This is a genomic window from Rhodococcus sp. 14C212 (assembly GCF_011058195.1).
GTDB lineage: Bacteria > Actinomycetota > Actinomycetes > Mycobacteriales > Mycobacteriaceae > Rhodococcus > Rhodococcus aetherivorans.
The window spans coordinates 1-26230 of record NZ_JAALEH010000030.1; the positions used below are offsets into that span (position 1 = coordinate 1).

Consider the following 26230-nt stretch of genomic DNA (forward strand, 5'->3'; position numbering starts at 1 on the left):
CCGGAATCCGGGCAGCAACGGTTCGACGATCTCCCACAACGCATCCGGCACCAACCGGGAAGACAACGCATCGACCACGACCGTCATCATGCCGCACACACGATCTAACCCATAAGAGACACGCTCTCAGGGCGATCGCTGCCCCCACGATCGTGGCAACCACCGCAGCAACGGCCACCCACGCGACGAGCAGCGACACGATCACGTTCATGCCGTCTACACCGCTGCCGGACGGCGGAGGGTTACGCGGTTCCCGATCTTCACCCTGCGATTCACCCTGGTCCGAGTCCTGTTCGCGTGGTCGGTCCCGTTTGCGCCGCCCGGCAGAGGGTGCGGTGAGGTGGGCGGAGCCCGGGGAGCGGTCCGGCGTCGGGTCACCGGGCCCATGAGGCGTCCCACCCGGAACCGGCCGGAGGTCTGGCGGCGCCCCACACATAGAACCTGTTCCAATTTCGCCGTCTTGTGGCTATGGTCACATGCGTACACACGCACTGTGACGGAGGGCGATGCAGATGAAGACCAAGGGCGCGATCCTGTGGGGTCTCAACGAGCCGTGGTCGGTGGAGGAAATCGAGATCGGCGACCCGGTCGCGGGCGAGGTGCAGATCCGCATGGAGGCGGCGGGCATGTGCCACTCGGACCACCACATCGTCACCGGAGCGACGCCCATGCCGTCCTTCCCGGCGATGGGTGGCCACGAGGGTTCCGGTGTCATCACCGAGGTCGGCGAGGGGGTCGTGGGCCTCGAGGTCGGCGACCACGTCGTCCTGTCCTTCATCCCGGCCTGTGGCCGCTGCCCGTCGTGCGCCACCGGTCACTCGAACCTGTGCGACCTCGGCGCCGGCCTGCTCAGCGGCATGGCCATCTCCGACGGCACCTACCGGATCCAGGCGCGCGGCCGGAACGTGATCCCGATGTGCCTGCTCGGTACCTTCGCGCCCTACATGACGGTCAACCAGACCCAGGTCGTCAAGATCGACAAGGACATCCCGTTCGAGCTGGCCGCCCTCGTCGGCTGCGGCGTGCCCACCGGCTGGGGGTCGGCCACCCACGTCGCAGACGTCAAGCCCGGTGAGGCTGTCGCCGTCATCGGCATCGGGGGCGTGGGGATGAGCGCGCTGCAGGGCGCCGTCGCATCCGGGGCACGGCAAATCTTCGCGATCGACCCCGTGCCGTGGAAGCGTGAGCAGGCCCTGAAGTTCGGCGCGACGCACGCCTACCCGTCGATGGCCGAGGCGCTCATGCCGATCATGGAGACCACCTGGGGCCGCATGGCGGACAAGACGATCATCACCGTGGGCGAGATGCGCGGCGAATACGTCGAGGAGGCCCTGCAGCTGACGGCGAAGAACGGGCGCTGCGTGGTCACCGCGATGGGGCACATGACGGACATGGACGTGAAGCTGAACGCGTTCCTGTTCGCGATGCTGCAGAAGGATCTGCAGGGCAACATCTTCGGTGGCTGCAATGCTCGGGTCGACATTCCCAACCTGCTGGCGATGTACAGGTCCGGACAGCTCAACCTCGCGGACATGGTCACCCGCACCTACACCCTCGAGCAGATCAACGACGGCTACCAGGACATGCTCGACGGGAAGAACATCCGCGGTGTCATCAAGTACACCGACGCCGATCGGTGATCGCGCGGTAGCCTGCGCGGTCTTCTAGGCTGGGTACGTGAACAGCCTCGACGCGATCTCCGACTGGCCCGTCGACCACGCCGCCGCCGCGGTTCTCACCCGCGGCGGCGGTGTCGTCGCCGGGCACGGCGACCAGCTGCGGCTCTACCGTCTCGCGTCGGTCACCAAGCCGCTCGTCGCCTACGCGGTCCTCGTCGCCGTGGAGGAGGGTGCGCTCGAGCTGGATCAGCCCGCCGGTCCGGAGGGGTCCACCGTCCGCCACCTGCTGGCACACGCGTCGGGACTCGCCTTCGACGAGCGCCGGGCGCAGGCCGAGCCCGGGCGCAAACGGATCTACTCGAGCGCGGGCTTCGAGATCCTCGCGGAGCTCGTCGCGGGTGAGACCGGTATCCCGTTCCCCGAGTACCTCACCCAGGCCGTCTTCGAGCCGCTCGGCATGCGGGAGTCGTCGCTGCCGGGACCCGCCGGGCACGGGGGGCAGTCGTCGCTCGCCGACCTGACGCACTTCGCCGCGGAACTGCTCGCGCCCCGCCTGCTGTCCGCGCAGACCCTCGCGGAGGCCACTCGGGTGCAGTTCCCGGGGCTCGACGGGATCGTGCCCGGATACGGCATGCACAAGCCCAACGACTGGGGGCTCGGCTTCGAGATCCGCGGCCGGAAGAACCCGCACTGGACCGGTTCGGCCAATTCGCCCGAAACGTACGGGCACTTCGGTCAGTCCGGTACATTCCTGTGGGTCGATCCCCGCGCGGAGGTCGCGTGTGTCGCGCTGACCGACAGGGCTTTCGGCGACTGGGCCAAGCCGCGGTGGCCGGCGCTCGCGGACGACGTACTCGCTGAATTCTCAAATTCCTCATCCGTTCCCTAGCGAAACAGGAGTAACAGAGGCAGACTGTCCCCTGTCGCCACGCGCGACCGCTTCGATGTCAGGCCGTTGGGGAAGACGTCCCTCGTCGAAGTGGAGGTGTGTAGTGCGCGCGTCGAACCAGTTCGCGGATGCGACGACCGGGGTGGTCTACATCCACTCGTCGCCTGCTGCGGTCTGCCCGCATATCGAATGGGCAATGACCGCCACCCTCGATTGCCGTCCGGATCTCACCTGGATCGGTCAACCGGTCGACGTCGGACAACTGCGCACGACTGTGAACTGGGCGGGTCCCGTGGGGACCGCCGCACGCCTCGTCGACGCCCTCCGGGTGTGGCCGATGATCCGCTTCGAGATCACCGAGGACCCCAGCGACGGCGTCGACGGCGAGCGCTACAGCCACGTGCCGGGACTGGGGCTGTGGCGCGGCAACACGAGCGCGAACGGGGACGTCGTGGTCGGAGAGATGCGGCTGCGGGCGCTGCTCGCCGGCGGCAACATCGAGGAGGAACTGAACCGGGTGCTGGGAACGGCCTGGGACGAGGCGCTCGAGCCTTACCGCAGCGGCGGCGAGGGTGCCGAGGTGACCTGGTTGCGCCGGAACGTGGGGTAGGCCTAGGCCGCTGCGCGGCCGGTGCGTCCTTTGGGCTGCTGGGACAACCCGAAGGACGCACCGGCGGCGCAGCCGCCTACAGCGGGATGTTCTTGTGGCGGCCGCGGCGCGCCGGAGCCGCGGCCAGTGCCTGGGCGAGGGTGCTGCGGGTCGTCGCCGGATCGATCAGTTCGTCGACGACGCCGATCGACATCGCCCGGCCCACGCCGCCGGCGATGGCCTCGTGCTCGGCGGCGAGACGGTCGTGCAGTGCCTCCCGCTCCTCCTCCGGCGCTGCGGCCAGGGCCCGCTTGTGCAGGATTCCCACTGCCGCCTTGGCTCCCATCACGGCGACCTCGGCGTCCGGCCAGGCGAACACGGCGGTCGCGCCCAGTGCGCGCGAGTTCATCGCGATGTAGGCGCCGCCGTAGATCTTCCGCGTCACCAGCGTCACGCGGGGCACCTCGGACTCGGCGAATGCGTGCAGCAGCTTGGCTCCGCGACGGACCACACCCTCCCACTCCTGGCTCACGCCGGGCAGGTAGCCGGGCACGTCGACGATGACGACGAGGGGAACGCCGAAGGCGTTGCACAGGCGCACGAAACGCGCGGACTTCTCCGCGCTGACGGAGTCCAGGCAGCCGCCGAGTCGCAGCGGATTGTTCGCGATGACGCCGACCGTGCGGCCGCCGAGCCGGCCGAAGCCGGTGACGACGCTACGAGCCCACCCGGCCTGCAGCTCCTCGAAGGTGGACTCGCCCTCGACGTTGTCGAGCAGCTCGTGCACGATCGGGCGGACATCGTAGGCGCGGCGGGGGGATTCGGGCAGCAGCGCCCGCAGGTCGGTGTCGCCGCGACGGGCGGCGTCGAGGTCGAACTCGCCCTGCTCGGCGAGCATCGACACGAGGCGACGGGCCCGGTGCAGGGCATCGTCCTCGTCGTGGGCGGCGATGTGGGCGACGCCGGACTTCTTGGTGTGGGTGTCCGGCCCCCCGAGGGATTCCATGTCGACCTGCTCGCCGGTGACGCTGCGCACCACGTCGGGGCCGGTGACGAAGATGCGGGCCTCGGGCGCCATGATGACGATGTCGGTGAGTGCCGGGCCGTAGGCGGCGCCGCCCGCCGCGAAGCCGAGAACGACGGAGATCTGGGGGATCCGGCCGGAAGCGCGGACCATGGCCTCGAAGATCAGGCCGACGGCGTGGAGGGAGTCGACGCCCTCCGCGAGCCGAGCGCCGCCCGAGTGCCACAGCCCGACGATCGGGACGTCCTGTTCGAGGGCCGTGTCGATGGCGTCGACGATGTGCTTGCAGCCGTCCACGCCCATGGCGCCACCCATCACGGTGGCGTCCGAGCAGTACGCGACGGTCCGGACGCCGTCGATGGAACCGATCGCGGCAAGCATGCCGGACTTGTCCCGGGGGTGCAGCAAGCTCAGGGTGCCCGCGTCGAACAGCCGCTCGAGCCGCCGGAGCGGATCGCGGGGGTCGACGGCGGCATCGCGCGTCTGAGCAGGTTCCAGGACGGTCATCGCGTTCTCCTCGGGCAAGGCAAGAGCGGGGGATGGGCGCCGGGGGTGGGGGTCCCGTGACGAGACCCCCACCCCGACGGCGAGCGAAGTCCGGTCGGGTCAGACCCGGCCGAACGCGAGCGCAACGTTGTGCCCACCGAAACCGAACGAGTTGTTCAGCGCGAAATCGATCCGGCCGTAACGGGCTTCGCCCTTCACGACGTCGAGATCGATCTCTGGATCCTGGTTGTCCACGTTGAGCGTGGGCGGGATGACCCCGTCCCGCAGGCTCAGGACCGTCAGGACCGCTTCGAGCGCGCCGACCGCACCGATCGAATGCCCCAGGGCTCCCTTGGGTGCGTACACCGCGGCATGGTTGCCGACCGCGGCGTTGATCGCCTTCGCCTCGGCGATGTCGCCGATGGGCGTGGCCGTGGCATGCGCGTTGACGAAGCCGATGTCGGACGGCGACAGGCCGGCGCCACTGATTGCCTTCGTCATGGCACGGGCCGCGCCCGTCCCCTCGGGATCGGGTGCCACGATGTGGAATCCGTCCGAGGTGATGCCCGCTCCGAGCAGACGGGCGTGGATGGTGGCGCCGCGCGCCTTGGCGTGCTCCTCGGTCTCGAGCACCATCAGCGCGCCGGCCTCGCCGAAGACGAAGCCGTCGCGGTCCTTGTCGAACGGACGCGACGCCCCGCTCGGGTCGTCGTTGCGGGTGCTCAGCGCCCGCATCATGGCGAAGCTCGCGGTGGCGACCGCGTCGAGCTGGCCCTCGACGCCACCGGCGACGACGATGTCGGCATCGCCCATTGCGATCATCCGGTAGGCGTGGGCGATGGCCTCGTTGCCGGACGAACAGGCGGACACCGGCGTGAGCACGCCGGCCTTCGCGCCGAGCTCGAGGCCCACCGTCGCCGACGGGCCGTTCGGCATGACCATCTGCACGGCGAACGGAGACACCTTGCGATAGCCGGCGCTCCGCAGCTTGTCGACGGCGTCGATGAGCGCTTCGCCGCCACCGAGACCGGTGCCGATGACGACGCCGAGGCGCTCGCGGTCGACCTCCGGGCTGCCCGCGTTCTCCCACACGGTGCGGCCGAGGCCCAGCGCGAGCCGCTCGACGAAGCTCATGCGGCGGATCTCGACGCGCGAGAGGGTTTCGTCGGGGCTGGTCTTGAGCTTGCCGCCGATGCGAACCGGCAGGTCGAACTCGTCGACGAAACCGGTCAGCGTGTCGATGCCGCTCTCACCGGCGAGCAGGCCCTTCCACGTGGCATCCACGTCACCAGCGATCGATGTCGTGGCCGCGAGGCTGGTGACGACGACGTTGGGGAATGTCCCGGTGCGGGGAGAGGCGGAAGTCACGGTTGAGCTCACTCGTTGTCGTTCGTGGCCTGGACGCCCTCGGCCTCGAGCTTCTGGATGTAGGCGACGGCGTCACCGACGGTGCGGAGGCCGGCGAGGTCCTCGTCGGGGATCTTCACGCCGTACTTGTCCTCGGTCTGCACGGCGATCTCCACCATGGACAGGGAGTCGATGTCGAGGTCGTCGACGAACGACTTCTCGACGGTCACCTCGGAGGGCTCGATGCCGGTGACCTCTTCGATGATCTCCGCGAGACCGGCGATGATTTCTTCCTGGGTGGCGGCCACGTTGTGGCTCCCTTCTTCGTTTCGTCCTGCTGATCGGACCGGGTGGCGGATTCCGCCCGGATTCCGGGTGCCCGTCGAGGGCAGCTCCCGTACTGCGCGACGCGCGCGCAGCAAACTAGCCGACTCGGAGCGATTCGGCCAGCGCTGAGATCTCCTCAGGGGTCTTGAGTGCCGTGGTCGGCGTGCCGCGCATCTCCCGCTTGGCGATACCGACCAGGGTGCCGGCCGGGGGAAGCTCCACGACCGCCGAGACCTCGGCCGCGCGCAGGGTCGCGGTGCACAGGTCCCAGCGCACCGGTCGGGTGACCTGCGCGGCAAGCTTGGTCAGTGCGTCCGCTCCGGACGTGACGGGTGCCCCGTCGGAGTTGGACAGCAGCGTGCGGGTCGGATCGCTGGGCACGATCTTCGCCGCGGCCTCGGCGACGGCTTCCTGGGCCGGGGCCATGAACACGGTGTGGAAGGCGCCGGCGACCGGCAGGGGCCGGATCCGGGCCTTCTCCGGAGCATTCGCCGCGAGTTCCTCGAGTGCCGTGAGACGACCGGCGGCGACGATCTGGCCGGCCGCGTTGATGTTGGCCGGCGTCAGGTCGAGCTCGGCCAGCCGGGCGAGCACGTCCTCTTCCGTGCCGCCGAGCACGGCCGACATCCCGGTCGGCTCGAGCGCGCACGCCCGGGCCATCTCGGCACCGCGGACGGCGGCGAGCATGACCGCCTCGTCCGCGCTGATGACCCCGGCGATCGCCGCGGCCGCGAGCTCACCGACCGAGTGGCCGGCGACGATCGTGTCGTCCGGGACGAGGTTGCGGGACTCGAGTTCCTCGTAGGCCAGCAGGGCCGTCGCGACGACCAGCGGCTGGGTCACCGCCGTGTCGGTGATCTCCTCGGCCGTCGCGGTGGTGCCGAGGCGCTCGAGGTCGAGGCCCGAGGCCTTCGACCACAACTGGATGCGATCGCGGGCGCCGGGCTGCTCCAACCAGGAGGCGAGCATGCCGGGTGTCTGGGACCCCTGACCGGGGGCGAGCAGCGAAATCACGATGATCAGAGAACACCCTGGAGACGGCCTTGCGAGATGTCGGTAGGGATGAACTCTCGCGTGCTGTTTTGTAGGGTTCCAACAAAACAGCACGTCGGCGTCCACCATCGACGGAACGCCGCCTCCCGTTACGTGCCCGGTTCGCGCAGTGTGAAACGGGAGACTGGTGGGACTGGAGTTCGTAATTCGTTATGACTTCGAGCCAGCCTTCCCACGGTGGCGGCTATCCGCAACACGTAAGCATCACGGGGATTCGTCGGGTCGCGGCCGGTGACTTCTGTGATCCGCTTGAGCCGGTACCGGACGGTATTTGGATGAACAAACAGCTGTCGGGCACAGGTCTCGACAGCACCCCCACAGTCGAGGTATGCGTCGAGGGTGTCGGCCAGCGCCGCACCGGCCTCGGTGAGCGGAGCCACGACGTCGTCCTCGAGCGCGGCGATCGCCCCCGCGTCGCCGAGCAGCGCCCGCTCCGGCAGCAGCTCCGCCGCGTGCACCGGCCGCGGCGCTCCCCGCCACCCGGCCACCGCCCCCATACCGGCCATCGCCTCGACCGCGGACGCGTGCGCCGACGCGAGGGTGGGCGTGGTGGGACCGATCACCACCGGGTCGTCGGAGAAGCTGCGCATCAGCTCGGAGCGGAACGTCATCGCCTCGATGCTGCCGTGCATCTCCCCGCTGACCACCATCACGAGCCGCTCGCCCTGCACCACCGCCAGCGCGGCGCGGCCGTGCTGCTGCGCGATCGAGTGCACGGTCGTCACGACCGACACGCCCTCGTTCGGCGGGGGAGTACCGATGATCACGGTGGCCGGCGCCGTCGCATCCCAGTTCAGCGTCGCGGCGCGCGAGAGCATGTCCGAACCGGTGTCGCCGCGGACCACCGCGTCGACGACCAGCGCCTCGAGGCGGGTGTCCCAGGCGCCGCGGGACTCGGCCGCGCTGGCGTAGACCGAGGCTGCGGCGAAGCCCAGTTCCCGGCCGTAGCGCAGCGTCGCCTCGGTCAGCGCGACGAGTTGCTGCTCGTTGCGCGCCAGCGCGGGCAGCCACTGCTCGAAGAACTCCATGGCGGCGCGGACCATGTCCACGGTCTGGCGCAGCGTCAGCCGCCGCGCCAGATCCTGCGGGATCACCTGGAACGCGTCCAGGCTGAACCGCAGATCACTGTCGGGGTTGCGCACCCATTCGAGGAAGTCGACGACCGCCGTCTGGATGATCAGCTGCACGTTGGACCGCTGCGACGCGTCGAGATCCGCGAAGAACGGCAACTCCTCCTGCATCGCGTGGACGGCCTCGGTGGACAGCCGCCCGGAGAACTGCTTGACCCGGCGCAGGAGCGCGTCGGGTAGGGGATCACGCTCCGGCCGCGCCGGCGGCACCGGACGCCCGGTAGGGACGCCCGGTGCCCGCCTCGGACGCGGCTCTGCGGGTTCTGCGACCATGGGACGAAACTACGCCGTCGGCCGCAGCGGAGCGGGTCGGATCAGGCCACGCCGGGATCCGAGGTCTGCTCCGGAGCCGCCGCCACGTCGTCGATGCGGTACCGCTGGGCGGCCTCGACCGCCTGCGAGCGATCGATCGCGCCGTCCCGGCCGAGGGCGGCCAGCACCGCGACCACCGTCGACTCCGCGTCGATGTTGAAGAACCGGCGCGCGGCCGGGCGGGTGTCGGAGAACCCGAACCCGTCGGCGCCGAGCGTCGTGTAGTCGCCCGGCACCCACTGCCGGATCTGGTCCGGTACCGCGCGCATCCAGTCCGAGACCGCCACGAACGGACCGGCGGCGTCGGCGAGGACCTTGGCCACGTACGGCGTCGGGGCGTCGGCCCCCGGGTCGAGCAGCGCCTGCCGCTCGCACTCGACGCCGTCACGGCGCAGCTCGCCCCACGAGGTCACCGACCACACGTCCGCGGCCACGCCCCATTCGTCGGCGAGCATCTCCTGCGCCCGCAGCGCCTCGGGCATGAGCACACCGGAGGCGAGGATCTGCGCCTTGGGCCCGGCGCCCTCGCCGCGCCGGTACAGGTAGATGCCCTTGAGCAGGCCCTCGACGTCGAGGTTCTCCGGCTCGGCCGGCTGCACGTACGGCTCGTTGTAGAGGGTGATGTAGTAGAAGATGTTCTCGCCGCCGAACCCCTCGACACCCTCCGTGCCGCCGTACATGCGGCGCAGACCGTCCTTGACGATGTGCGCGAGCTCGTAGGAGAACGCAGGATCGTACGACACCACCGCCGGGTTGGTGGACGCCAGCAGCAACGAGTGCCCGTCGGCGTGCTGCAGGCCCTCACCGGTGAGGGTGGTGCGGCCGGCCGTCGCGCCGAGCACGAAACCGCGGGCCATCTGGTCGGCCGCCGCCCACAGTCCGTCGCCGGTGCGCTGGAAGCCGAACATCGAGTAGAAGATGTACAGCGGGATCATCGGCAACCCGTGCGTGGCGTACGAGGTGCCGACGGCGGTGAACGACGCGGTGGAACCGGCCTCGTTGATGCCCTCGTGCAGGATCTGCCCGACGACGCTCTCCTTGTAGGCGAGCATCAGTTCCGCGTCGACCGACGTGTACAGCTGGCCGTTGCGGTTGTAGATCTTCAGGGACGGGAACCACGAGTCCATACCGAACGTGCGGGCCTCGTCCGGGATGATCGGCACGATGCGCGGACCGATCTGCTTGTCGCGCAACAGCTCCTTCATGATGCGCACCAGAGCCATGGTGGTGGCCACCTGCTGCTTGCCGGAGCCCTTGCGGACCACCTCGTAGGCCTTGTCCTCCGGCAGCGTGAGCGGGGCCTTGGCGGTGCGGCGCTCGGGCAGGAACCCGCCGAGCGCGCGCCGCCGCTCGAGCATGTACTGGATCTCCGGGGAGTCGTTGCCCGGGTGGTAGTACGGCGGCATCTTCGGATTCGCCTCGAGTTCGGCGTCCGAGATCGGGATGCGCTGCAGGTCGCGGAAGTACTTGAGGTCCTCGAGCGTGAGCTTCTTCATCTGGTGCGTGGCATTGCGGCCCTCGAAGTGCTTGCCGAGGGTGTACCCCTTGATCGTGTGCGCCAGGATCACCGTCGGCTGGCCCTTGTGCGCCATTGCCGCCGCGTACGCCGCGTAGATCTTGCGGTAGTCGTGGCCGCCGCGCTTGAGGTTCCAGATCTCCTGGTCGCTGAGGTTCTTGACCAGTTCCTTGGTGCGCGGGTCGCGGCCGAAGAAGTGCTCGCGGACGAAGGCCCCGTCGTTGGCCTTGTAGGTCTGGTAGTCGCCGTCCGGCGTCGCGTTCATCAGGTTGACGAGCGCACCGTCCTTGTCGGCGTGCAGCAGGGCATCCCACTCACGACCCCAGACCACCTTGATGACGTTCCAGCCGGCGCCGCGGAAGAACGATTCCAGCTCCTGGATGATCTTGCCGTTGCCGCGGACCGGGCCGTCGAGGCGCTGCAGGTTGCAGTTGACCACGAACGTGAGGTTGTCCAGACCCTCGGTCGCCGCGACGTGCGCGAGACCCCGCGACTCCGGCTCGTCCATCTCACCGTCGCCGAGGAACGCCCACACGTGCTGGTCGGAGGTGTCCTTCAGGCCGCGGTCGTTCAGATAGTGGTTGAACCGCGCCTGGTAGATCGCGTTCATCGGGCCCAGGCCCATCGACACCGTCGGGAACTCCCAGAAGTCGGGCAGCAGCCGCGGATGCGGGTAGGACGGCAGGCCGCCGCCCTGGTCGGCATGGCTGGCCTCCTGGCGGAACCCGTCGAGCTGCTCGGCCGGGATGCGGCCCTCGAGGTAGGCGCGGGCATAGATGCCGGGGGACGCGTGGCCCTGGATGAAGATCTGGTCGCCGCCGCCGGAGTGGTCCTTGCCGCGGAAGAAGTGGTTGAAACCCACCTCGTACAGCGCCGCGGAGGAGGCGTAGGTGGAGATGTGGCCGCCGACCCCGATGCCGGGGCGCTGCGCGCGGTGCACCATGATCGCGGCGTTCCACCGGATGAAGGCACGGTAGCGACGCTCGACCTCTTCGTCGCCGGGGAACCACGGCTCGTTCTCGGTCGGGATGGTGTTCACGTAGTCGGTCGAGGTCAGCGCCGGGATCGAGACGTGCCGCTCGCCGGCGCGCTCGAGCAGGCGCAGCATCAGATACCGGGCACGCGCAGGACCGGCGGACTCGAGCAGTCCGTCGAAGGACTCGAGCCACTCCGTGGTCTCGGCCGGGTCTATGTCCGGCAGGTAGGAGGCCACGCCCTCGCGGATGACCCGCACGCGGCCGTCGGAGGCCCCGGTGGTGTTCGGCGAGGATCCCGCTTCCGAGGCGCCTTGTGTGTCGGCGCTCGTCGAGGAATCGGGCTCGTGGATCAGGTCTGTCAACGTCTGCTCCTCATCGTGGTGGGGCGCGCAGGTGTGGCGCCCGCTCCGTAGGCCGGCTCTTGTGGGAGCCGACTCATCGACATCTGAACGAGATGCACTGCTCATCTTCCCCCATCGCGCGGTGGGAGGCATCCCCCCGGGTGTGAAGCGGTCGCGAAGTGGGTATCCGGACCGTTCGGGCCCGCGCGGCGGAATCGGCGGTGCGGCGCTCCTCGCGGTAACGTCCCGGAAGAATGTTGTGACTTTCCTTGCGATTCGGCTTGCGTTGAGCCCCCCGAGGATGTTCGCTTTGAAAAATCGCTCGTGACATCCGGTACGCGGCAGGCCCGCGGCCCAACCGAAGGAGGACACCACCGTGGTCGCCGCGGCGGACGCCCAGAACTACGTTCAGAAGCTCGGTATCACCCACGACCAGGTGGTTCAGGAACTCGGTTGGGATGAGGACACGGACGACGACCTGCGGGCCGCCGTCGAGGACACCATCGGATCGGACCTGCTCGACGAGGACTCCGACGAGGTCGTCGACGTGGTGCTCCTCTGGTGGCGCGACAGCGACGGGGACCTCGTCGACGCGCTGATGGATGCGATCGGCCCCCTCGCAGACGAGGGCGTCGTCTGGGTGCTGACCCCGAAGACCGGCCGTGCGGATCACGTCGAGCCCAGCGAGATCGCCGAATCGGCCACGACCGCCGGCCTGACTCAGACCTCGACCGCCAACCTCGGCGACTGGGTGGGCAGCCGGCTGGTGCAGCCGAAGGCCGCCCGCACCAAGCGCTGAGCGCACCGCTCAGTTCACCTCCACCGAAGTAAGGACGACCGACGCGATGGCGATCGAGGTGGGTGCCGAGGCGCCCGATTTCACACTCAAGGACCAGAACAACCAGGAAGTGACCCTGTCGAGCTTCCGCGGGCACAAGAACGTGCTGCTCGTCTTCTACCCGCTGGCGTTCACCGGGGTCTGCCAGGGCGAGCTGTGCGCGGTGCGGGACGACCTGCCGACGTACGAGAACGACGACACCGCGATCATCGCCGTCTCGGTGGGGGCCTCGCCCACGCACAAGATCTGGGCGGCCGAGCAGGGCTACACGTTCCCGCTGCTGTCCGATTTCTGGCCCCACGGCGCCGTCGCCCAGGCCTATGGCGTGTTCAACGAGAAGTTCGGTTTCGCCAACCGCGGCACGTTCGTCGTGGACAAGGACGGCATCATCCGGTTCGCCGAGGAGAATCAGCCCGGCGAACCCCGTGACCAGGGCGCTTGGGTGCGAGCGCTGGCCGCGCTAAAGTCCTGAGGCACAGTCCGGCGGCGCGAGCCGTCGGATTTGCGGGCGTGTAGCTCAGTGGTAGAGCTCTGGTTTTACACACCAGCGGTCGGGGGTTCGAAACCCTCCGCGCCCACCACGGGGTGGTGGTGAAAGTCCTGTTCAGCGGCCGGTCCCTCACTGCTCGAGGGGTCTCTTGCCCACCCTTGCAGGGCTCGCGCCTCCGAAGGGCGCTCGCGACAGCAGCGAGGTCGTCGTCGAAGAGATCGGCGTACACGTCGAGGGTCATCGCCGCGGAAGCGTGAGCCAACGTCCGCTCCAAGGCCTTCACATCGACGCCTGCGGACACGGCCAGGCCGGCTGCGGTGTGCGGGAGATCGTGCGGCTCACCCGGGGTCTTTGGGCTCTGTCGTGGTCGGGCAGGGTTTGCTGTGCTCGTGTTGTGAAGGTGCCGCTGCTCACGTCGTTCGAGGGCTATCGGGCCAACCAGATAGGACGTGACCTGCTGGCTGGTTTGACGGTGTGGGCGGTTCTGGTGCCCGAGGCCCTCGCGTACGCCACGATCGCCGGCGTGTCCCCGGTGATCGGCCTGTATGCCGCGCCTGCGGCGCTGCTCCTCTACGCGCTGTTCGGCAGCTCCCGGCACCTGGTGGTGGGGCCGATGGCGGCCACCGCGGCGCTTTCGGGTGCTGCTGTTGCCAGCATCTCCGGTGACGCCGATGCGGCAGCGCTGACGGCCGGTCTGGCGCTGCTGGTCGGTGCGCTCGGGATTCTCGCGGGGCTGGCGCGTCTGGGGTTTCTGGCTTCCTTCATCTCCGAGCCGGTGCTGAAGGGGTTCATCGTCGGCTTGGCGCTGACGATCATCGTCGGCCAGCTCCCGAAGCTCTTCGGAGTCCCGAGGGGGGAGGGGGACTTCTTCGAAAAAGCCTGGCACCTGCTCACGTCGCTGGGTGAGACCAACGGCTGGACGTTGGCCGTCGGCACCGGCTCCCTTGCGGTCGTACTGGTCCTGCACAGGGTGTCGCCCCGGCTGCCCGCACCGCTGGTCGCGGTCGTCCTGGGAATCGTCGCCGTCTCGGTCCTCGGCCTCGACGCGAAGGGAGTGGAGATCGTCGGGCGGATCGAAGGCGGGCTACCTCCGCTTGGGCTCCCCAGCCTCCCTGGATCCGACTACGTCGCGCTGCTCGCGTCGGCGGCAGGGATCCTGCTGGTGGCGTTCGCCGAGGGCGTCGGTGCAGCCAAGAACTACGCCGCCAAGGAACACTACGAGATCGATCCGAACCAGGAGCTGCTCGGGGTGGGCACAGCGAACGTCGGCGCGGGACTGTTCTCCGGGATGATCGTCAACGGGTCCCTCTCGAAGACCGCGGTCAACGTCTCGGCCGGGGCGGTGTCGCAGATCTCCGGCATCGTCGTGGCGGCGCTGACGGTGATGACGCTGCTGTTCCTGACCGGTCTGTTCGCGAACCTGCCGGAGGCCACCCTCGCTGCCGTGGTGATAGCGGCCGTCACGAAGCTCGTCGACTTCCGGACGCTGCGCAAGTACGCGCGTCTGGCGACCCCGAGCCTGCGGCGGATCTACGGCGTCGCGGCGTACGCGGACTTCCTCGCCGCGGCGAGCGCCATGGTGGGTGTGCTGGTATTCGACATCCTTCCCGGACTCTTCCTCGGTGTCGCGGTGTCAGGCCTGCTCCTGCTGTTCCGGGCCTCGCGGCCCCACGTCGCCGAGCTGGGCCGCACACCGGACAGAAGCCGCTGGGTCGACCTGCAGCGCCATCCCGACGCGCTCACCGAGCCCGGGATCGTGGTGCTGCGCCCCGAGGCTGGGCTGATCTACGCCAACGCCGACAACGTGGCAGCCGCCGTACGCGGCTATGTCCGGGACGACACGCGGGCCGTCGTCCTCGACACCGCAGCTGTGCCGGGAATCGACATCACCGCCGTCGCGATGCTGGACCGGCTGTATGCCGAACTCGAACACCACCACATTCGGCTGCTCTTCGCGGGCGAGATCGGCCAGGTGCGCGACCTGCTCAGCGCGACCGGCATCGCCAGTGTCGTCACAGACGCATACCCGACCGTCGACGCGGCCGTCACCGCGGCCCGTCGCAACCTCGACCACCCGCCGGACACCGACCATAAACCAGCGTGATTCCCTGACGGCCGGTGGAGAGGCACCCGCCGTCAGGGCCGACCATTTCCGGTCGCTACCCGAGCGGTTCGATGTCGGGCAGTCTCCATGTCTTGTCGAACCACGGTTCCAGCGGACCGTAGAGCCGGAATGCCACGAACCAGCTCTTGCCGGGCAGCGTCTGGATCCAGTTTCGGCTGTCCTTGGGCCGTTCGGGACCGAAGTGGACGTCGACCGAGCTGTCGTCGTTCGGGGCGAGGTCCTCGTCTTGACTGGAAATCGACGGCCAGTCCTGTCCGATCTGCAGCATCGAGCGGGTCTGGGTGTCGTAGGCGATGACGGACCAGAAGTCGACGGCCGGAACATTCGCGGGCACGTGCAGCCGGTAGGTCTTGCCGCCGTCGAAGTGCGCGCCCTCGGCATCGACGAAGTCGAAGGCGTACTGGGATCCGGTGCCGATCATCTCGACCTCGAGGGCCGGACTGATCAATGCCCCCACAAAGTAGTACTGGGCAGCGGAATCCAGCAGGGCGACGCCGTCCTCCTGGAAGCGGTAACCGCCGAGAAACCCGGTGCGCCAGGCACTGTCCGGGTAGTAGTAGGACTCCGGCCGGCGGAACCGGTAAGCGAGGGCGCGGGCGGTGGCGTCACCCACGGCGGCGGCTTCGGTGAGGATGGCCCGCATCCGCTCGTCGGGGTCGAACGGCTGGCCGTGCCGGATGCCGAGCGAGGCGAACATCCCCAGCGTGAGGGGATCGGACGACTCGGGCGGCTCGGACTGGACGGTCTCGGCGAGCAGCTCCCACGCCCGATACCCGGCGGGTGGGACGAAGACGATCGATTCGGGGGACGTGTTCACGAAACGGAGCGGCGGCGGGTCGGCGGCCTCTGCCAGCGGATAGACCCGGGTCGTGGCCTTGACGGTCTCGACACCGGGGTGGGGATCGCCGTGCTCGTCGAGGAAGCCCCGCCACATCAGCCACAGGACGTAGGTGCGCGGCCGCACCACGAAGTAACCGTCGGGGACTTCTCGGTCGTACGCGGGCGGCAGGAACAGGTACTTGCCGCCCTGGCCCTTGTCCGGCCCGGTCAGGCCGATGTCGACGACCCACCGCTGCCAGGAATCGTTGATCATGCCCAGCACGCCCGGTGGGCTTTCGAGAACAAGCGGGCCGTCGTGCAGGTCGATCAGCATGGTGCTGTACGAGGTGTTGTTGTTGCCGGTGAGGACCACGCTGCGCGGGTAGACCAGATCTTCCCAGATCGCCATGGTCGAGTTGGCCGGACCCCACGCCAGCAGCGCCTTACGCACCGCTGCCACGCTCGGCGCCGGCAGGGCCAGCAGATACGCCTGCACCGCCCGCTGGAAGTCCAGGTTGTCGAACAACGTCCGGGTCGTCTCGTCGTCCGGGAAGCCGTCGAAGAACCGCAGCGTGCCCAACCGGGTGCGGACCTCGTCCGGCACCTCGATACCAGGCGGAATCGGGGTGCTGTTCGCATGTGAGGTCATCGAGTCCTCCTGTGTCGACAGCCCTTGCCGGGATGGTCCGCCGCCGACCCGACCGCTCGCGCCACTCACCAAGGATGGGCCATTCCTGCCCTCACTGTCTGCCGGATTGACGAGAGAACAGGTGACGGCGTGGTACACCCGTTACGGACTCGAGGGCGCCAACGGTGGCGTTCGTGAACCGCTGCCTTGGGTGGAAGGAGCACACTCACCTGGGTGAGGCCGACCTGGAGGACGCCGGCCGATCTGGCGAGCTTGCGCCTCCGAGAGGGCGCTCGCGCGACCACCTCGAGGTCGTCGTCGAAGAGGCGACGAGCTGTCAGTGCGTTCGTTGAGCCAGTCGAGCGTGCTTCGGTGATCTTCACCGAACCGTGTCGAGACCCGAACGATGGCCGCGGCGTCGAAGCCGGCTGCGTACATCAGGCTCTGTCCGGGTGCCCGTGATCGGTTCGCTCGAGTTGGTTCTCGATGATGACGGTGCGGCCGTTGTCGTCCTCCGCCTGGATGTCGAAGCAGAATTCGCCGACAGCGACCTGTGCGGGCGGCACCGGCCACCGGCGGCCGATTCTCCCAATCGATGGCCCGCCGCTTTTGAAAGGCACAGAAACGGGTAGGAGGAGTTCGCGAGGTTACCCCGGACTGGAAGGCCCAGCTTCGGTCCGTTGCGGTCACCGGGAGAGGTAGAGATGGGGTTCTGGCTCTACAAATGCAATGCCGCGGAAGGCGGGCCGTCCGTATACTGCGGTGACTGGCTACGGGGCGTGTTCAGTCGAGGTGCCCCTGTCGAGTGGGGCGGGGACTACTCGACGTTGTCGGGCGAGGTGTCCAAGCATCTCGCCGAAGAAGTGACGGCCGGGGACGTGGTGGCGGCCTATCAGACCGATTCGAAGTCCGTGGTCGGGTTCTGCACGGTCACCAAGCTGACTGGGGAGCCCGGCGTTCGCAGAATCTACTTGCAGCCCATCCACTGGCTGACGCCGGCGTTCCCGGTGCACGAGCGAAAAGCGGGGACGCCCCTGGAGAGCTCGAATGCAGTCAACGGCCCCGCGGTGTTCCGCGAACTGCCGGATGCCGAGATGCAGGCCCTCGTGACGCTCAGTGGCGCACCCGATCGTGTGCTCGAGGGCAAGCCCGCACAGGACGGATGGCGTCCTGTTCCGATACGCGATCCCAGTGAATTGATCGTGCCCCTCGACGAGGTCTGGGCCGGCCACACCCGCGGCTACTACGGCCTGGAAGAGTCGTGGCGGCAGGACGGCGTGGTTCTCGCACCCAAGTCGGTGACGTTCTTCGCGAGCTTGGACGATCTGCGGGACTACCTGCGGTGGAGGGTCGGGCAGTGGGAGGCGGACGGGTACGTGAAGACCGTCGGCGTGGAATTCCGAGCCACGGCGGCCCAACTCGTCGACGGTGACGAAGGCACCGGCGCAACGGTGACGTTGGAACCGTTCACCTACCGCGACACCCCTCCCGAGTTCGGAGGGACCGGCGACTGACGCCCGGAGGTGCCGTTCCGTCGGCTACCGCGTGGTCGTCCCCGCCCTCTCAGCCGCGCCGCAGGTCGAGCGCCTGAAGGATGCAGCCCAGCGCTGTTCGTCTGCTGCCGGCACTCGGAGAAAGTCAGTCGAGGGCGTAGTAGCGGTTGTAGGTCCCGTAGCCAGTTGGTTTGCGTCCGATGACTCCGCGCTCAACCAGTCTTTGCAGCCGGTCCTCGGCCTCACGGCGGGTGATGAAGAGCGAACCGGCGACGGTGCCCTCCGACTGGAAGGCGTCGTTCTCGACGAACAACTCGAAGGTTTGCCGGTCGCGGTCGTCGTCGAGCCGAGACTGTATCGCCCGACGGTGGTCGACGGACAGGCGATGTGCGGCCTCGGCGGGCTGGGCCTGGTGCGGTTCTTCGGCTTCCGCTTCGGCAGCCGTACCCCTGTCGCGGCGGGGGACAGCTCGAGCAGCGCAGCGGCACGCGCACTCGACAGCCGCTTGCGTCGGGAGACGAACAGGTCGTAGCTCTCGCGGTCGCGTCGGGTCGGTAGCAGGGCTTGCACCTCACGCCTGAAAGTCATGATCGCATCGAAGGGGTCGGGCTCCGCGGAGGGCACCGTCTCGGACTCTTCGGCCGGGGTGCCGGCATTCATCGCCGCGATGTTCTGACACTCGCTCTCGTCGACGTTGTCGGTCGGGCGGTAGATGCCGTCGGACAGTTGCTCGACCCGGCCCCTCACGACAAGCATCGCGAGTCGCTCCAGGGCGTCCTCCGGGGTGATGCCCCATCTCCTGGCGAGGTACGTGACGGTCACCGGCTTCCGTCGAGCACGCGCGATGTGCAGGGCTTCGAGTGCCCCGTCCTCCGAGCAACCGGCGGATCCTTCGTCCGGCACGTCATTCGGGGCGGGACCGGCATCGTCAACGACGGGTGCGAGGCCCGCGAGGGCAGCGGCCGCGGCCGCGGCAGCGGATGGGTCGTCGTCCTCGATGACGATGCCGTTGGGCAGAGTGATTTTCACGATTCCTCCGGTGGTGTACGGGGCCGATCTGCCGGGTCCGGTTGCAGAGCGTGAGGACTGTTCGACGTGCGAGTGAGGGGGTCGATCGCATCGACAAACGTCCTCCGCGAGGCCTTCGTGCCCCGGAGTGGCGTTGTCGTCGCCTGCTACGACCCGGGTCCACGCGAGTCGGGGGGCGAGACGAACTCGACGGGTACGTCGTTGACCACGTTTTCGGTGAACGAGAAGCTTCCGTCCTCGTAGTGGGTCGGTCTCGCCAGGCGTAGCAGCCTGCCCTCGTCGTAGACGCCCATCACCCGCCAATACTCCTCGGCCCACCAGACTCCCTGGCCGAGCCGAACTTCGCCGGGTCTCACGGGGACCTCCTGGTCGGAATCGAGTTCCCGCCGTCGACAGGAGTATCGGCCATGTGCCCGGTCATGTTCCCGCGCCCATCGCGGCAACCAGGACCGGCAGGTCGTCCGCGACGACGAGGGACAGGGGGCTCTCGTGGGGCTTGCCGCTGTGCGTGATGATCAGGGCGGTCGGCGGGAGTCCGCCGTCGGCGGGTGGGGAGAGCTTCTTGATGGCCTGCGGCACGGTCGTCTTGCGGGACAGATGGACGGCTCGATCGTGGGGCTCGACGAACTCCAGCGCCGCACCCACGGTCTCGCCTTCGACGATCTCGTCGGTGGCCAGGCGGTGCGCGAGCCAGCGTGCGATGCAGTTGGTGGTCAGCAGACCACGGTAGGTGCGGTCGTCGTAGATGGGAAACTGCGAGTAGTCGTGCCGGCGGATCTCCTCGAGGACCGAGCGGAGCGGATCGTCCAGCCCGAAAGACGCGAGAGGACGTTGCGGGAGCACGTGCAGCACCGTCGGCGGACTGATGATCTTGTCCCGCAGCCTCTCGATCGCCTCGACGATCTCCGGCACCGGGTCGGCAACGGGTCTGCCGCCGTAGTAGTCGTGGTGCACCAGGGCGTTACGCAGATCGGCGAACGCGCGCAACGCCGGCAGATCGAGCCGGGTGTGGTGTCGCCGCGCGTATTCCTCGGCCATCCTGACGAAGCCGGTCCGGCCGTCGTCGGTCTGGAGCCTCCACTTGAAATGGTTCTCGATCGCGGTGAAGGCGGCCAGGAATCGGATCGCACCGCTTACCTCGTCCATTACGTTCCATCTTCCTGAGACAGGTCTGCCCTTCGCAGACGGGAGTGGGCATCGATGAGATGTGACGCGTCTGTAGGACTCCCATCCTCCGCCTTCGCGGATACCTACCGCCGAGGGCCGCTCGGGGAGCCGGCAGCCGGCCGGGTGTCTCCGATCAGCACACCGCCCGACCGACCCCGCCCGGTTCGACCCTTCGGACCTGTTGTGGCCCAGACCGAACGGAGTCGCGAAATCGTCGGCGAACGGCGGAGCCAGGCACGCCGCCGATTCTCGCCGTCCGGCCGTCCGGAGCTCGTACCGTCGAACGCACGGGCCGGTGGTGGTGCCACCGGCCACGGGCAGAATCGAGGCTCGTCGTGCGCCTGCGTGGTACCGCAACGTTGACCGCCGGGGTTGCACCCGCTTTTCCGGGCATCGCCCTTCCGTCGCTGCCGCGGCAGCGGTCGATTTCTGCGGGGGCCCGCGGGCAGACGGGTGCGCCGGCACGCTCCTCCCAGGGGTTTTGCCGCTGGGAGAGCCTCGTCGCGCCGGGACTCGACAAATGGTGAGCCGGTGGGAACCGGACCTCAGGGCCCTGTTCCTCCCCCTCGCGGTCCAGAACTTCCTGATGGTCTACAACTCGACCGCCATGAACGTGGCCATGTCGGCCATAGTCGCGGATCTGCAGACCACCCTGACCGCCGTACAGTCGGCAATATCGCTGTATTCCCTCGTCATCGCTGCGTTCCTGATCACGAGCAGCAAACTCGGAGGCCGCCTCGGCTACCGACGAACCTTCGTCCTCGGCGCGGAGATCTTCGGGCTCGGCACGCTCGTCACTGCCGTCGGCCCGAATATCGCCTTCATGCTGGTCGGCTGGTCCCTGCTCCAAGGGATCGGCGTGGCACTCATGATCCCGGCCATGCTTGCCCTGCTCACCGACGCCCTGACCGGCGCCACGCGGACGAGGGCTCTGTCGACGATCGGGACGGTCGGCGGAGTCGCCGCGGCGGCAGGCCCCATCGTCGGTGGCGTGATCACCAGCTACCTGAGCTGGCGGGTGTCGTTCCTCATGGGAACCGTGGTGACGGTTGTCGTGCTGCTGCTCATGCGCCGGGTCGCCGAACCGGGACGACGCAGCGTTCCGGCGGAGGATCGTCGGTTCGACGTCCCGGGAGCGGTGTTGTCCGCGACCGGATTCGGACTGCTCGTCGTCGGGACCCTGCTGGCCGGCCGGTACGGCCTGGTCCGGGCCCGGCAGGACTTCGAGGTGCTCGGGTACACGGTGCTCGAACGGGGTGGGGTGTCGCCCGTGCTCGTGCTGGGCGGCGCCGGGCTGGTGGTCCTGGTCGCGTTCGCCGTATGGGAGCACCACCTCGTGACGAACGGTCGTGATCCGCTGGTGCGGATCGCGGTGCTGCGAAACCGGACGACGCGGGCCGGTTCGGAGACCCTGGCGATGCAGGCGCTGGTGACCGCGGGTGTCCTGTTCCTGGTGCCGGTCTTCCTGCAGACGACGCTGGGTTTCGACGCCCTGTGGAGCGGCCTGGCAATGCTGCCCGTGACGCTGGGGCTGATCATCGCCGCCTCGGCGGCGGCGCGGCTCGTCGCCGGCCGCCGAATGACCCATCGGGCCGCCCAGCTGTGGTCGTTCCTGTTCATGATCGCGGGCTGCGTCGCGGTGGCCGCCATGTTCGACCCGGGCGAGACGGGGCAGACCGCGACGGGCCTGGCGCTCGCGCCGGGACTCTTCCTCCTCGGTGTCGGCCAGGGCATGACGATGACGCTGACCGACCTGATCCAGTCGACGCCGCCGGCCGAGGAGATGAGCGACGTGACGGGACTGTCGCGGAGCATCAACTACCTCGGGAGCTCACTCGGAGTGGCACTGGCCGGTGCGTTCATGACGACGGCGCTGATCTACTCGTTCCAGTCCGGGGTGGACGACAGCGCCGTGCTGAACGCCGCGGAGAAGCAGTTCGTCCGGCAGACGGTAGACCAGCAGGTTCAGGTCACCGCGCTCAGCGACGACCAGGTCGGTGCCAATCTCGCGTCGCGGGGCGTCGGGGGTCCCGATGCCGACGAGCTCGTGCGGATCAACGCCGACGCCAGGAACCGGGCCCTGACCGTCGCCGTCGGCGCCATGGCCTTCATGTCGACCGTCGGCTTCGTTGTCGCGCTACGACTCCCGCGGGTACCTGCGCGGGGTCGGTGACGGGTGGCCGCGCCACCCGCGCGTCGCGTGCCCCCGGCACGAGTTCCTTGGCGGAACCGTGTCTTTCACGCACCGGGAGTGCATGCGTCTGGCATAGTCGGTCCCGGTCCGACGTCCGGGTGGTGGTGGGGTGTGCCGTGGCTTTCGTGATTCGCCGATCCGTCCGTAGCGCTGTGTTCGCCGTCGCGCTCGCACTCGTAGCGACCCTGTCCGGTGCCGGCGGTTCGGGCGCCGAACCGCTGCTGCCCGTTCCCGACCCGGACCGGTTCTACGCCGCGCCGGCCGATCTCGCGGCCCGCGCGCCGGGCGATGTGCTGCGGGTCCGGCAGTTGCCGCCGTCGTACTACTTCCCGGGCAGCACGGTGTGGGAGGTGCTGTTCCGCACCACGGATTCGCAGGATCGGCCCATCGCGGCGAACACGACCTTCGTGCGGCCGGCGCATCACGTGCCGAACGGACCGCTGCTGTCGTATCAGCACATCATCAACGCGCTCGGGCACAAGTGCAAGATCGTCTCCCAGCTCTACACCAGCCATCCGTTGCACCAGATCCGGGAGGCCGCCGGCCTCAATCTCGCGTTGGCACGCGGATGGGCGGTGGCGCTGCCCGACCATCTCGGCCCGCGGATGGCGTACGGCGCCGCCAAGCTCGGTGGCCGGGTCACGCTGGACGGAATCCGCGCCGTGCAACGAGTGCCGGAACTGCAGGTGGCGCACAGCAAGGTCGCGCTCGGCGGCTATTCGGGTGGCGGGATGGCCACGTCGTGGGCCGCGGCACTGGCGCCGGAATACGCCCCCGAGCTGAACATCGTGGGAGCGGCCGAAGGCGGGGTCCCGATGAACCTGGTGAAGATGGCCGAGAGCCTGGGCACCGCGCCGCACCCGGCGTTCGGCCTCGCCATGGCTGCCGCCCTCGGGCTCGAACGCGAGTATCCCGCCCGCATCCACGTCACTCCGCAGTTGAATGCCCAGGGGCACTGGCTGAAACAGTTGATCGCCAACGGATGCACCAACGAGATCATGTTCTGGGGCGTCGGTCGCAGTGCCGCCGAGATGACCGACAACCAGCACTTCCTCGACAACCCGGAAGCGCGGACGGTGATGGAGGAGAACAGCCTGGAGCTGTATCCCGGCGTGCCGAAGGCGCCGATATTCGAATGGCACAGCCCGACGGATGCGCTGATCCCCGTCGACTCCGTGGTCGACACGATGCGCCGCTACTGCGCAGCCGGCCTGCCGGTGCAGACCCTCCTGACCCCGACCCCGGACCACCTCTCCGCCGCCGCCCTCGGCCTGTTCCCGGCCCTCGACTGGGTCGACGCGCGGTTCCGCGACGAGCCTCCGCCCAGCACCTGCTGACACGCCCCGCACCCGGGTTTGCGCAACTGCCCACGTCGGTATCGGGGTGGTCCTACACTCGGCGCATGGCCGAGCTGCGGGTGGCGGACGAACCGGTGGACTCTTCGAAGCTCGACAACCGGGCGCCGTCGGTGGCCCGGCTGTTCGTCGACCGGGTCGCGGCGACGCCCGAGGCCGAGGCCTTCCGGTACCCGAAGGGCGACGGCTGGGAGAGCGTGACCTGGCGCCAGGTCGGCGACCGTGTGGACACGCTCGCCGCGGGCCTGATCGCCCTGGGGGTGCAGCCCGAGGATCCGGTCGCGGTCGCGTCGTCGACCCGGTACGAATGGGTGCTCGCCGACTTTGCGGTGATGTGCGCCGGCGCCGCGACCACCACGATCTATCCCACGACCAACGCCCCCGACGTCGCCTTCATCGTCGCCAATTCGGGCAGCGCCGTCGTGGTCGCGGAGGACCGGACCCAGATCGACAAGCTCGCCGCCCACCGCGCCGACCTGCCGAAGCTGCGGACGGTGGTGGTCATCGACGGCGAGGGCGACGGGGACTGGGTCATCACCCTCGCCGACCTGGAGGACAGAGGCCGGAAACTGCTCGCCGAGTCGCCCCGCGTCGTCGCCGACCGGGTCGAGGCGATCCGGCCCGAACAGCTCGCCAGCATCATGTACACCTCCGGCACCACCGGGAAGCCGAAGGGCGTACTGCTGCCGCACTCGGGGTGGACGTACACGGCTGCGGCCGTCGACGCGGTGAACATCCTCGGTCCCGACGATCTGAACTTCCTCTGGCTGCCGCTGTCGCACGCCTTCGGCAAGGTCATGCTGGCGCTGCCCCTGCAGATCGGTTTCACCACCGTGATCGACGGCCGCGTGGAGAAGATCGTCGAGAACCTCGCCGTCGTGCACCCCACCTTCATGGGCGCGGCACCGCGCATCTTCGAGAAGGCACACGCCCGCATCGAGGCGATGATCGCCGAGGAGGGCGGGGCGAAGAAGAAGATCTTCGACTGGGCCTTCGGCGTCGGACTGCGTGTCTCGCAGGCCCGGCAGGAGGACCGCGCACCGTCTCGCCTCGACAGGCTCCGGTACCGGCTCGCCGACCGTCTCGTGTTCTCCACCATCAAGGAGCGTTTCGGCGGTCGCCTGCGGTTCTTCGTCTCGGCGGCGGCCCCGCTCGACCGTGCCGTGGCGCAGTGGTTCGACGCAGCCGGCATCATCATCCTCGAGGGGTACGGCCTGACCGAGACGTCCGCCGCGTCGTTCATCAACCGCCCGTACGCGTACCGGCTCGGCACCGTCGGCTGGCCCTTCCCGGGCACGGAGGTGCGGATCGCCGACGACGGGGAGGTACTCCTGCGCGGGCCGGGCGTCATGGACGGCTACCACGAGCGGCCCGACGCCACAACGGAGGCCCTCGAACCCGACGGCTGGTTCCACACCGGCGACATCGGGGAACTCGACGCCGACGGTTTCCTGCGGATCACGGACCGCAAGAAGGATCTGTTCAAGACCAGTCAGGGCAAGTACGTCGCGCCGTCCGCGATCTCCGCCACCTTCAAGGGCATCTGCCCCTACGCCAGCGAGATCGTCGTGTACGGCGAGAGCCGGCCCTACTGCGTCGCCCTCGTCGGTCTCGATGCCGAGGCGATCACCGACTGGGCGGACAAGAACGGCATGGCCGGCAGGGAGTTCGGCGAGATCGCCCGGGACGAGCGGACCCGCGAGCTGATCGCCGGGTGCATCGACCGGCTCAACGATCGGCTCAACCGCTGGGAGCAGATCAAGAAGTTCACCGTCCTCGATCGGGAGCTGTCCATCGAGGCGGGGGACCTGACGCCCAGCATGAAGCTGCGCCGCAAGCTGGTGGTCGACAATTACGCCGACCGGATCGAGCAGCTCTACGTCTGACGTCCGTCGCCGGGTCCGGCACCCTGCCCCGCATCGTCCTCGCCCTCGGCCTGGTCCGGCTGGGTCCGGGCGCTCGATTTCAGCTGCTCGGGGTCGGCGTCGGGGTCCTGGGAAGCGTCGTACTATTCCGGGTTTCCGGTGTTCTCGGTCATGGCCGAGGGATGCACCGGTCGCGGCGGTCCTGAACCACCGTCGTCCTGGTCCGGTGTCCTGCGGGACCTGCTACCGGGTACTTGTGCCGACCGTCTCGTACGCCTCCGCCAGCAGCGCGACGACGCCGTCGTCGAGCTGATCCGGGGTGGCGATGCTCAACCGATGGGTCGTCACCTTTCCGGTGGTCGGGAAGGCCTCCCGCAGCTGCGGGTGATGGACCCGCCGCGGCAGGTCGATCGCGATCTCGAGCCGCGACGAATAGACGAACGCCGCCGCGAACACACGACCGCGCCCCCACCGCACCTCGGCGGGGCGGACCTGCTCCTCGACGTCGTCGCCGAGGCCGAGCACGAGCGTGCGGAGCCGGCAGAACATGTCGACGGCGGCGGCGTCCTTGTCGGCCAGGTAGTCGTCGATCGTCGCGTGCATCGCGGGCTCCTCGC

Annotated in this window: 22 protein-coding genes and 1 tRNA gene; 11 read left to right on the forward strand and 12 right to left on the reverse strand. The window is 68.8% G+C overall.

Features of this window, described 5'->3' with window-relative positions; all coding sequences use genetic code 11:
• Positions 1-512: 512 nt before the first annotated feature.
• The 3 genes from G6038_RS15025 (at position 513) to G6038_RS15035 (ending at position 3118) form a co-directional block, all read left to right on the forward strand.
• The gene (locus G6038_RS15025; RefSeq protein ID WP_165038693.1) at positions 513-1640 is read left to right on the forward strand and encodes an NDMA-dependent alcohol dehydrogenase; all 1128 of its coding nucleotides are present in this window, start codon (positions 513-515) and stop codon (positions 1638-1640) included.
• Between the two features lie 37 nt (positions 1641-1677).
• On the forward strand, positions 1678-2508 hold the full coding sequence (locus G6038_RS15030; RefSeq protein ID WP_165038651.1) for a serine hydrolase domain-containing protein: 831 nt from the start codon (positions 1678-1680) through the stop codon (positions 2506-2508).
• 103 nt (positions 2509-2611) lie between these two features.
• A complete protein-coding gene (locus G6038_RS15035) occupies positions 2612-3118 on the forward strand; it encodes a DUF3145 domain-containing protein (protein ID WP_165038652.1) in 507 nt (168 codons plus the stop codon).
• Between the two features lie 76 nt (positions 3119-3194).
• Here G6038_RS15035 and G6038_RS15040 read toward each other — a convergent pair whose 3' ends face one another.
• The 6 genes from G6038_RS15040 to aceE all read right to left on the reverse strand — a co-directional run bounded on the left by G6038_RS15040 (position 3195) and on the right by aceE (position 11631).
• Positions 3195-4628, reverse strand: coding sequence for a carboxyl transferase domain-containing protein (locus tag G6038_RS15040; RefSeq protein WP_165038653.1), 1434 nt, complete (start codon positions 4626-4628; stop codon positions 3195-3197).
• A 99-nt stretch (positions 4629-4727) separates the two neighbouring features.
• Complete coding sequence (locus tag G6038_RS15045; protein ID WP_165038654.1) at positions 4728-5975, reverse strand: KasA/KasB family beta-ketoacyl-ACP synthase; 1248 nt, start codon at positions 5973-5975, stop codon at positions 4728-4730.
• Between the two features lie 8 nt (positions 5976-5983).
• Positions 5984-6262 carry a meromycolate extension acyl carrier protein AcpM gene (gene acpM, locus G6038_RS15050; RefSeq protein ID WP_006947659.1) on the reverse strand — a complete coding sequence of 93 codons (279 nt, stop codon included), beginning with the start codon at positions 6260-6262 and terminating at the stop codon, positions 5984-5986.
• 115 nt (positions 6263-6377) lie between these two features.
• Entirely contained in the window at positions 6378-7295 is a 918-nt protein-coding gene (locus tag G6038_RS15055) for an ACP S-malonyltransferase (protein ID WP_165038655.1), read from the reverse strand.
• Between the two features lie 128 nt (positions 7296-7423).
• The gene (locus tag G6038_RS15060) at positions 7424-8674 is read right to left on the reverse strand and encodes a helix-turn-helix domain-containing protein (protein ID WP_165038656.1); all 1251 of its coding nucleotides are present in this window, start codon (positions 8672-8674) and stop codon (positions 7424-7426) included.
• Between the two features lie 104 nt (positions 8675-8778).
• Positions 8779-11631 carry a pyruvate dehydrogenase (acetyl-transferring), homodimeric type gene (gene aceE / locus G6038_RS15065; RefSeq protein ID WP_165038657.1) on the reverse strand — a complete coding sequence of 951 codons (2853 nt, stop codon included), beginning with the start codon at positions 11629-11631 and terminating at the stop codon, positions 8779-8781.
• 355 nt (positions 11632-11986) lie between these two features.
• On the opposite strand from aceE, the gene G6038_RS15070 reads away from it, so the two are divergent.
• From G6038_RS15070 to G6038_RS15085, 4 genes are all read left to right on the forward strand, one after another.
• Positions 11987-12409 (forward strand): DUF3052 domain-containing protein, encoded by a 423-nt coding sequence (locus G6038_RS15070; RefSeq protein WP_006947669.1) that lies wholly within the window; start codon positions 11987-11989, stop codon positions 12407-12409.
• 46 nt (positions 12410-12455) lie between these two features.
• Positions 12456-12920: a peroxiredoxin gene (locus G6038_RS15075; RefSeq protein WP_100055359.1), complete on the forward strand. Its 465-nt coding sequence runs from the start codon at positions 12456-12458 to the stop codon at positions 12918-12920.
• 34 nt (positions 12921-12954) lie between these two features.
• Positions 12955-13029, forward strand: a tRNA-Val gene (locus G6038_RS15080).
• A gap of 303 nt (positions 13030-13332) precedes the next feature.
• Positions 13333-15042, forward strand: coding sequence for a SulP family inorganic anion transporter (locus G6038_RS15085; RefSeq protein ID WP_165038658.1), 1710 nt, complete (start codon positions 13333-13335; stop codon positions 15040-15042).
• Between the two features lie 55 nt (positions 15043-15097).
• Here G6038_RS15085 and G6038_RS15090 read toward each other — a convergent pair whose 3' ends face one another.
• A complete protein-coding gene (locus G6038_RS15090) occupies positions 15098-16531 on the reverse strand; it encodes a DUF1254 domain-containing protein (protein WP_165038659.1) in 1434 nt (477 codons plus the stop codon).
• Between the two features lie 416 nt (positions 16532-16947).
• Positions 16948-17076 carry a hypothetical protein gene (locus G6038_RS31875; RefSeq protein WP_276613849.1) on the reverse strand — a complete coding sequence of 43 codons (129 nt, stop codon included), beginning with the start codon at positions 17074-17076 and terminating at the stop codon, positions 16948-16950.
• A 138-nt stretch (positions 17077-17214) separates the two neighbouring features.
• Here G6038_RS31875 and G6038_RS15095 point away from each other — a divergent pair, with 138 nt between their 5' ends.
• Complete coding sequence (locus G6038_RS15095) at positions 17215-18024, forward strand: hypothetical protein (protein ID WP_165038660.1); 810 nt, start codon at positions 17215-17217, stop codon at positions 18022-18024.
• A gap of 24 nt (positions 18025-18048) precedes the next feature.
• Here G6038_RS15095 and G6038_RS15100 read toward each other — a convergent pair whose 3' ends face one another.
• The 3 genes from G6038_RS15100 to G6038_RS15110 form a co-directional block, all read right to left on the reverse strand.
• A complete protein-coding gene (locus G6038_RS15100; RefSeq protein WP_165038661.1) occupies positions 18049-19032 on the reverse strand; it encodes a hypothetical protein in 984 nt (327 codons plus the stop codon).
• Positions 19033-19178: 146 nt separating this feature from the next.
• Entirely contained in the window at positions 19179-19388 is a 210-nt protein-coding gene (locus tag G6038_RS15105; protein ID WP_240918512.1) for a hypothetical protein, read from the reverse strand.
• 61 nt (positions 19389-19449) lie between these two features.
• Positions 19450-20178 (reverse strand): CBS domain-containing protein, encoded by a 729-nt coding sequence (locus G6038_RS15110; RefSeq protein WP_165038662.1) that lies wholly within the window; start codon positions 20176-20178, stop codon positions 19450-19452.
• Between the two features lie 541 nt (positions 20179-20719).
• Here G6038_RS15110 and G6038_RS15115 point away from each other — a divergent pair.
• The 3 genes from G6038_RS15115 (at position 20720) to G6038_RS15125 (ending at position 25634) form a co-directional block, all read left to right on the forward strand.
• Positions 20720-22372, forward strand: a complete 1653-nt coding sequence (locus G6038_RS15115) for an MFS transporter (RefSeq protein ID WP_165038663.1) — start codon at positions 20720-20722, stop codon at positions 22370-22372.
• Positions 22373-22509: 137 nt separating this feature from the next.
• Positions 22510-23730, forward strand: a complete 1221-nt coding sequence (locus G6038_RS15120) for a lipase family protein (protein ID WP_346772824.1) — start codon at positions 22510-22512, stop codon at positions 23728-23730.
• 65 nt (positions 23731-23795) lie between these two features.
• On the forward strand, positions 23796-25634 hold the full coding sequence (locus G6038_RS15125; protein WP_165038664.1) for a long-chain fatty acid--CoA ligase: 1839 nt from the start codon (positions 23796-23798) through the stop codon (positions 25632-25634).
• A 222-nt stretch (positions 25635-25856) separates the two neighbouring features.
• On the opposite strand, the gene G6038_RS15130 is transcribed toward G6038_RS15125, so the two are convergent.
• Positions 25857-26216 carry a DUF5655 domain-containing protein gene (locus G6038_RS15130; protein WP_165038665.1) on the reverse strand — a complete coding sequence of 120 codons (360 nt, stop codon included), beginning with the start codon at positions 26214-26216 and terminating at the stop codon, positions 25857-25859.
• Positions 26217-26230: the final 14 nt, after the last annotated feature.

Coding starts and splice junctions, on each gene's coding strand:
- G6038_RS15025 (WP_165038693.1), top strand. CDS start 513: ATGAAGACCAAGGGCGCGATCCTGTGGGGTCTCAACGAGCCGTGGTCG.
- G6038_RS15040 (WP_165038653.1), bottom strand. CDS start 4,628: ATGACCGTCCTGGAACCTGCTCAGACGCGCGATGCCGCCGTCGACCCC.
- G6038_RS15075 (WP_100055359.1), top strand. CDS start 12,456: ATGGCGATCGAGGTGGGTGCCGAGGCGCCCGATTTCACACTCAAGGAC.
- G6038_RS15090 (WP_165038659.1), bottom strand. CDS start 16,531: ATGACCTCACATGCGAACAGCACCCCGATTCCGCCTGGTATCGAGGTG.
- G6038_RS15095 (WP_165038660.1), top strand. CDS start 17,215: ATGGGGTTCTGGCTCTACAAATGCAATGCCGCGGAAGGCGGGCCGTCC.
- G6038_RS15110 (WP_165038662.1), bottom strand. CDS start 20,178: ATGGACGAGGTAAGCGGTGCGATCCGATTCCTGGCCGCCTTCACCGCG.
- G6038_RS15115 (WP_165038663.1), top strand. CDS start 20,720: ATGGTGAGCCGGTGGGAACCGGACCTCAGGGCCCTGTTCCTCCCCCTC.
- G6038_RS15125 (WP_165038664.1), top strand. CDS start 23,796: ATGGCCGAGCTGCGGGTGGCGGACGAACCGGTGGACTCTTCGAAGCTC.
- G6038_RS15130 (WP_165038665.1), bottom strand. CDS start 26,216: ATGCACGCGACGATCGACGACTACCTGGCCGACAAGGACGCCGCCGCC.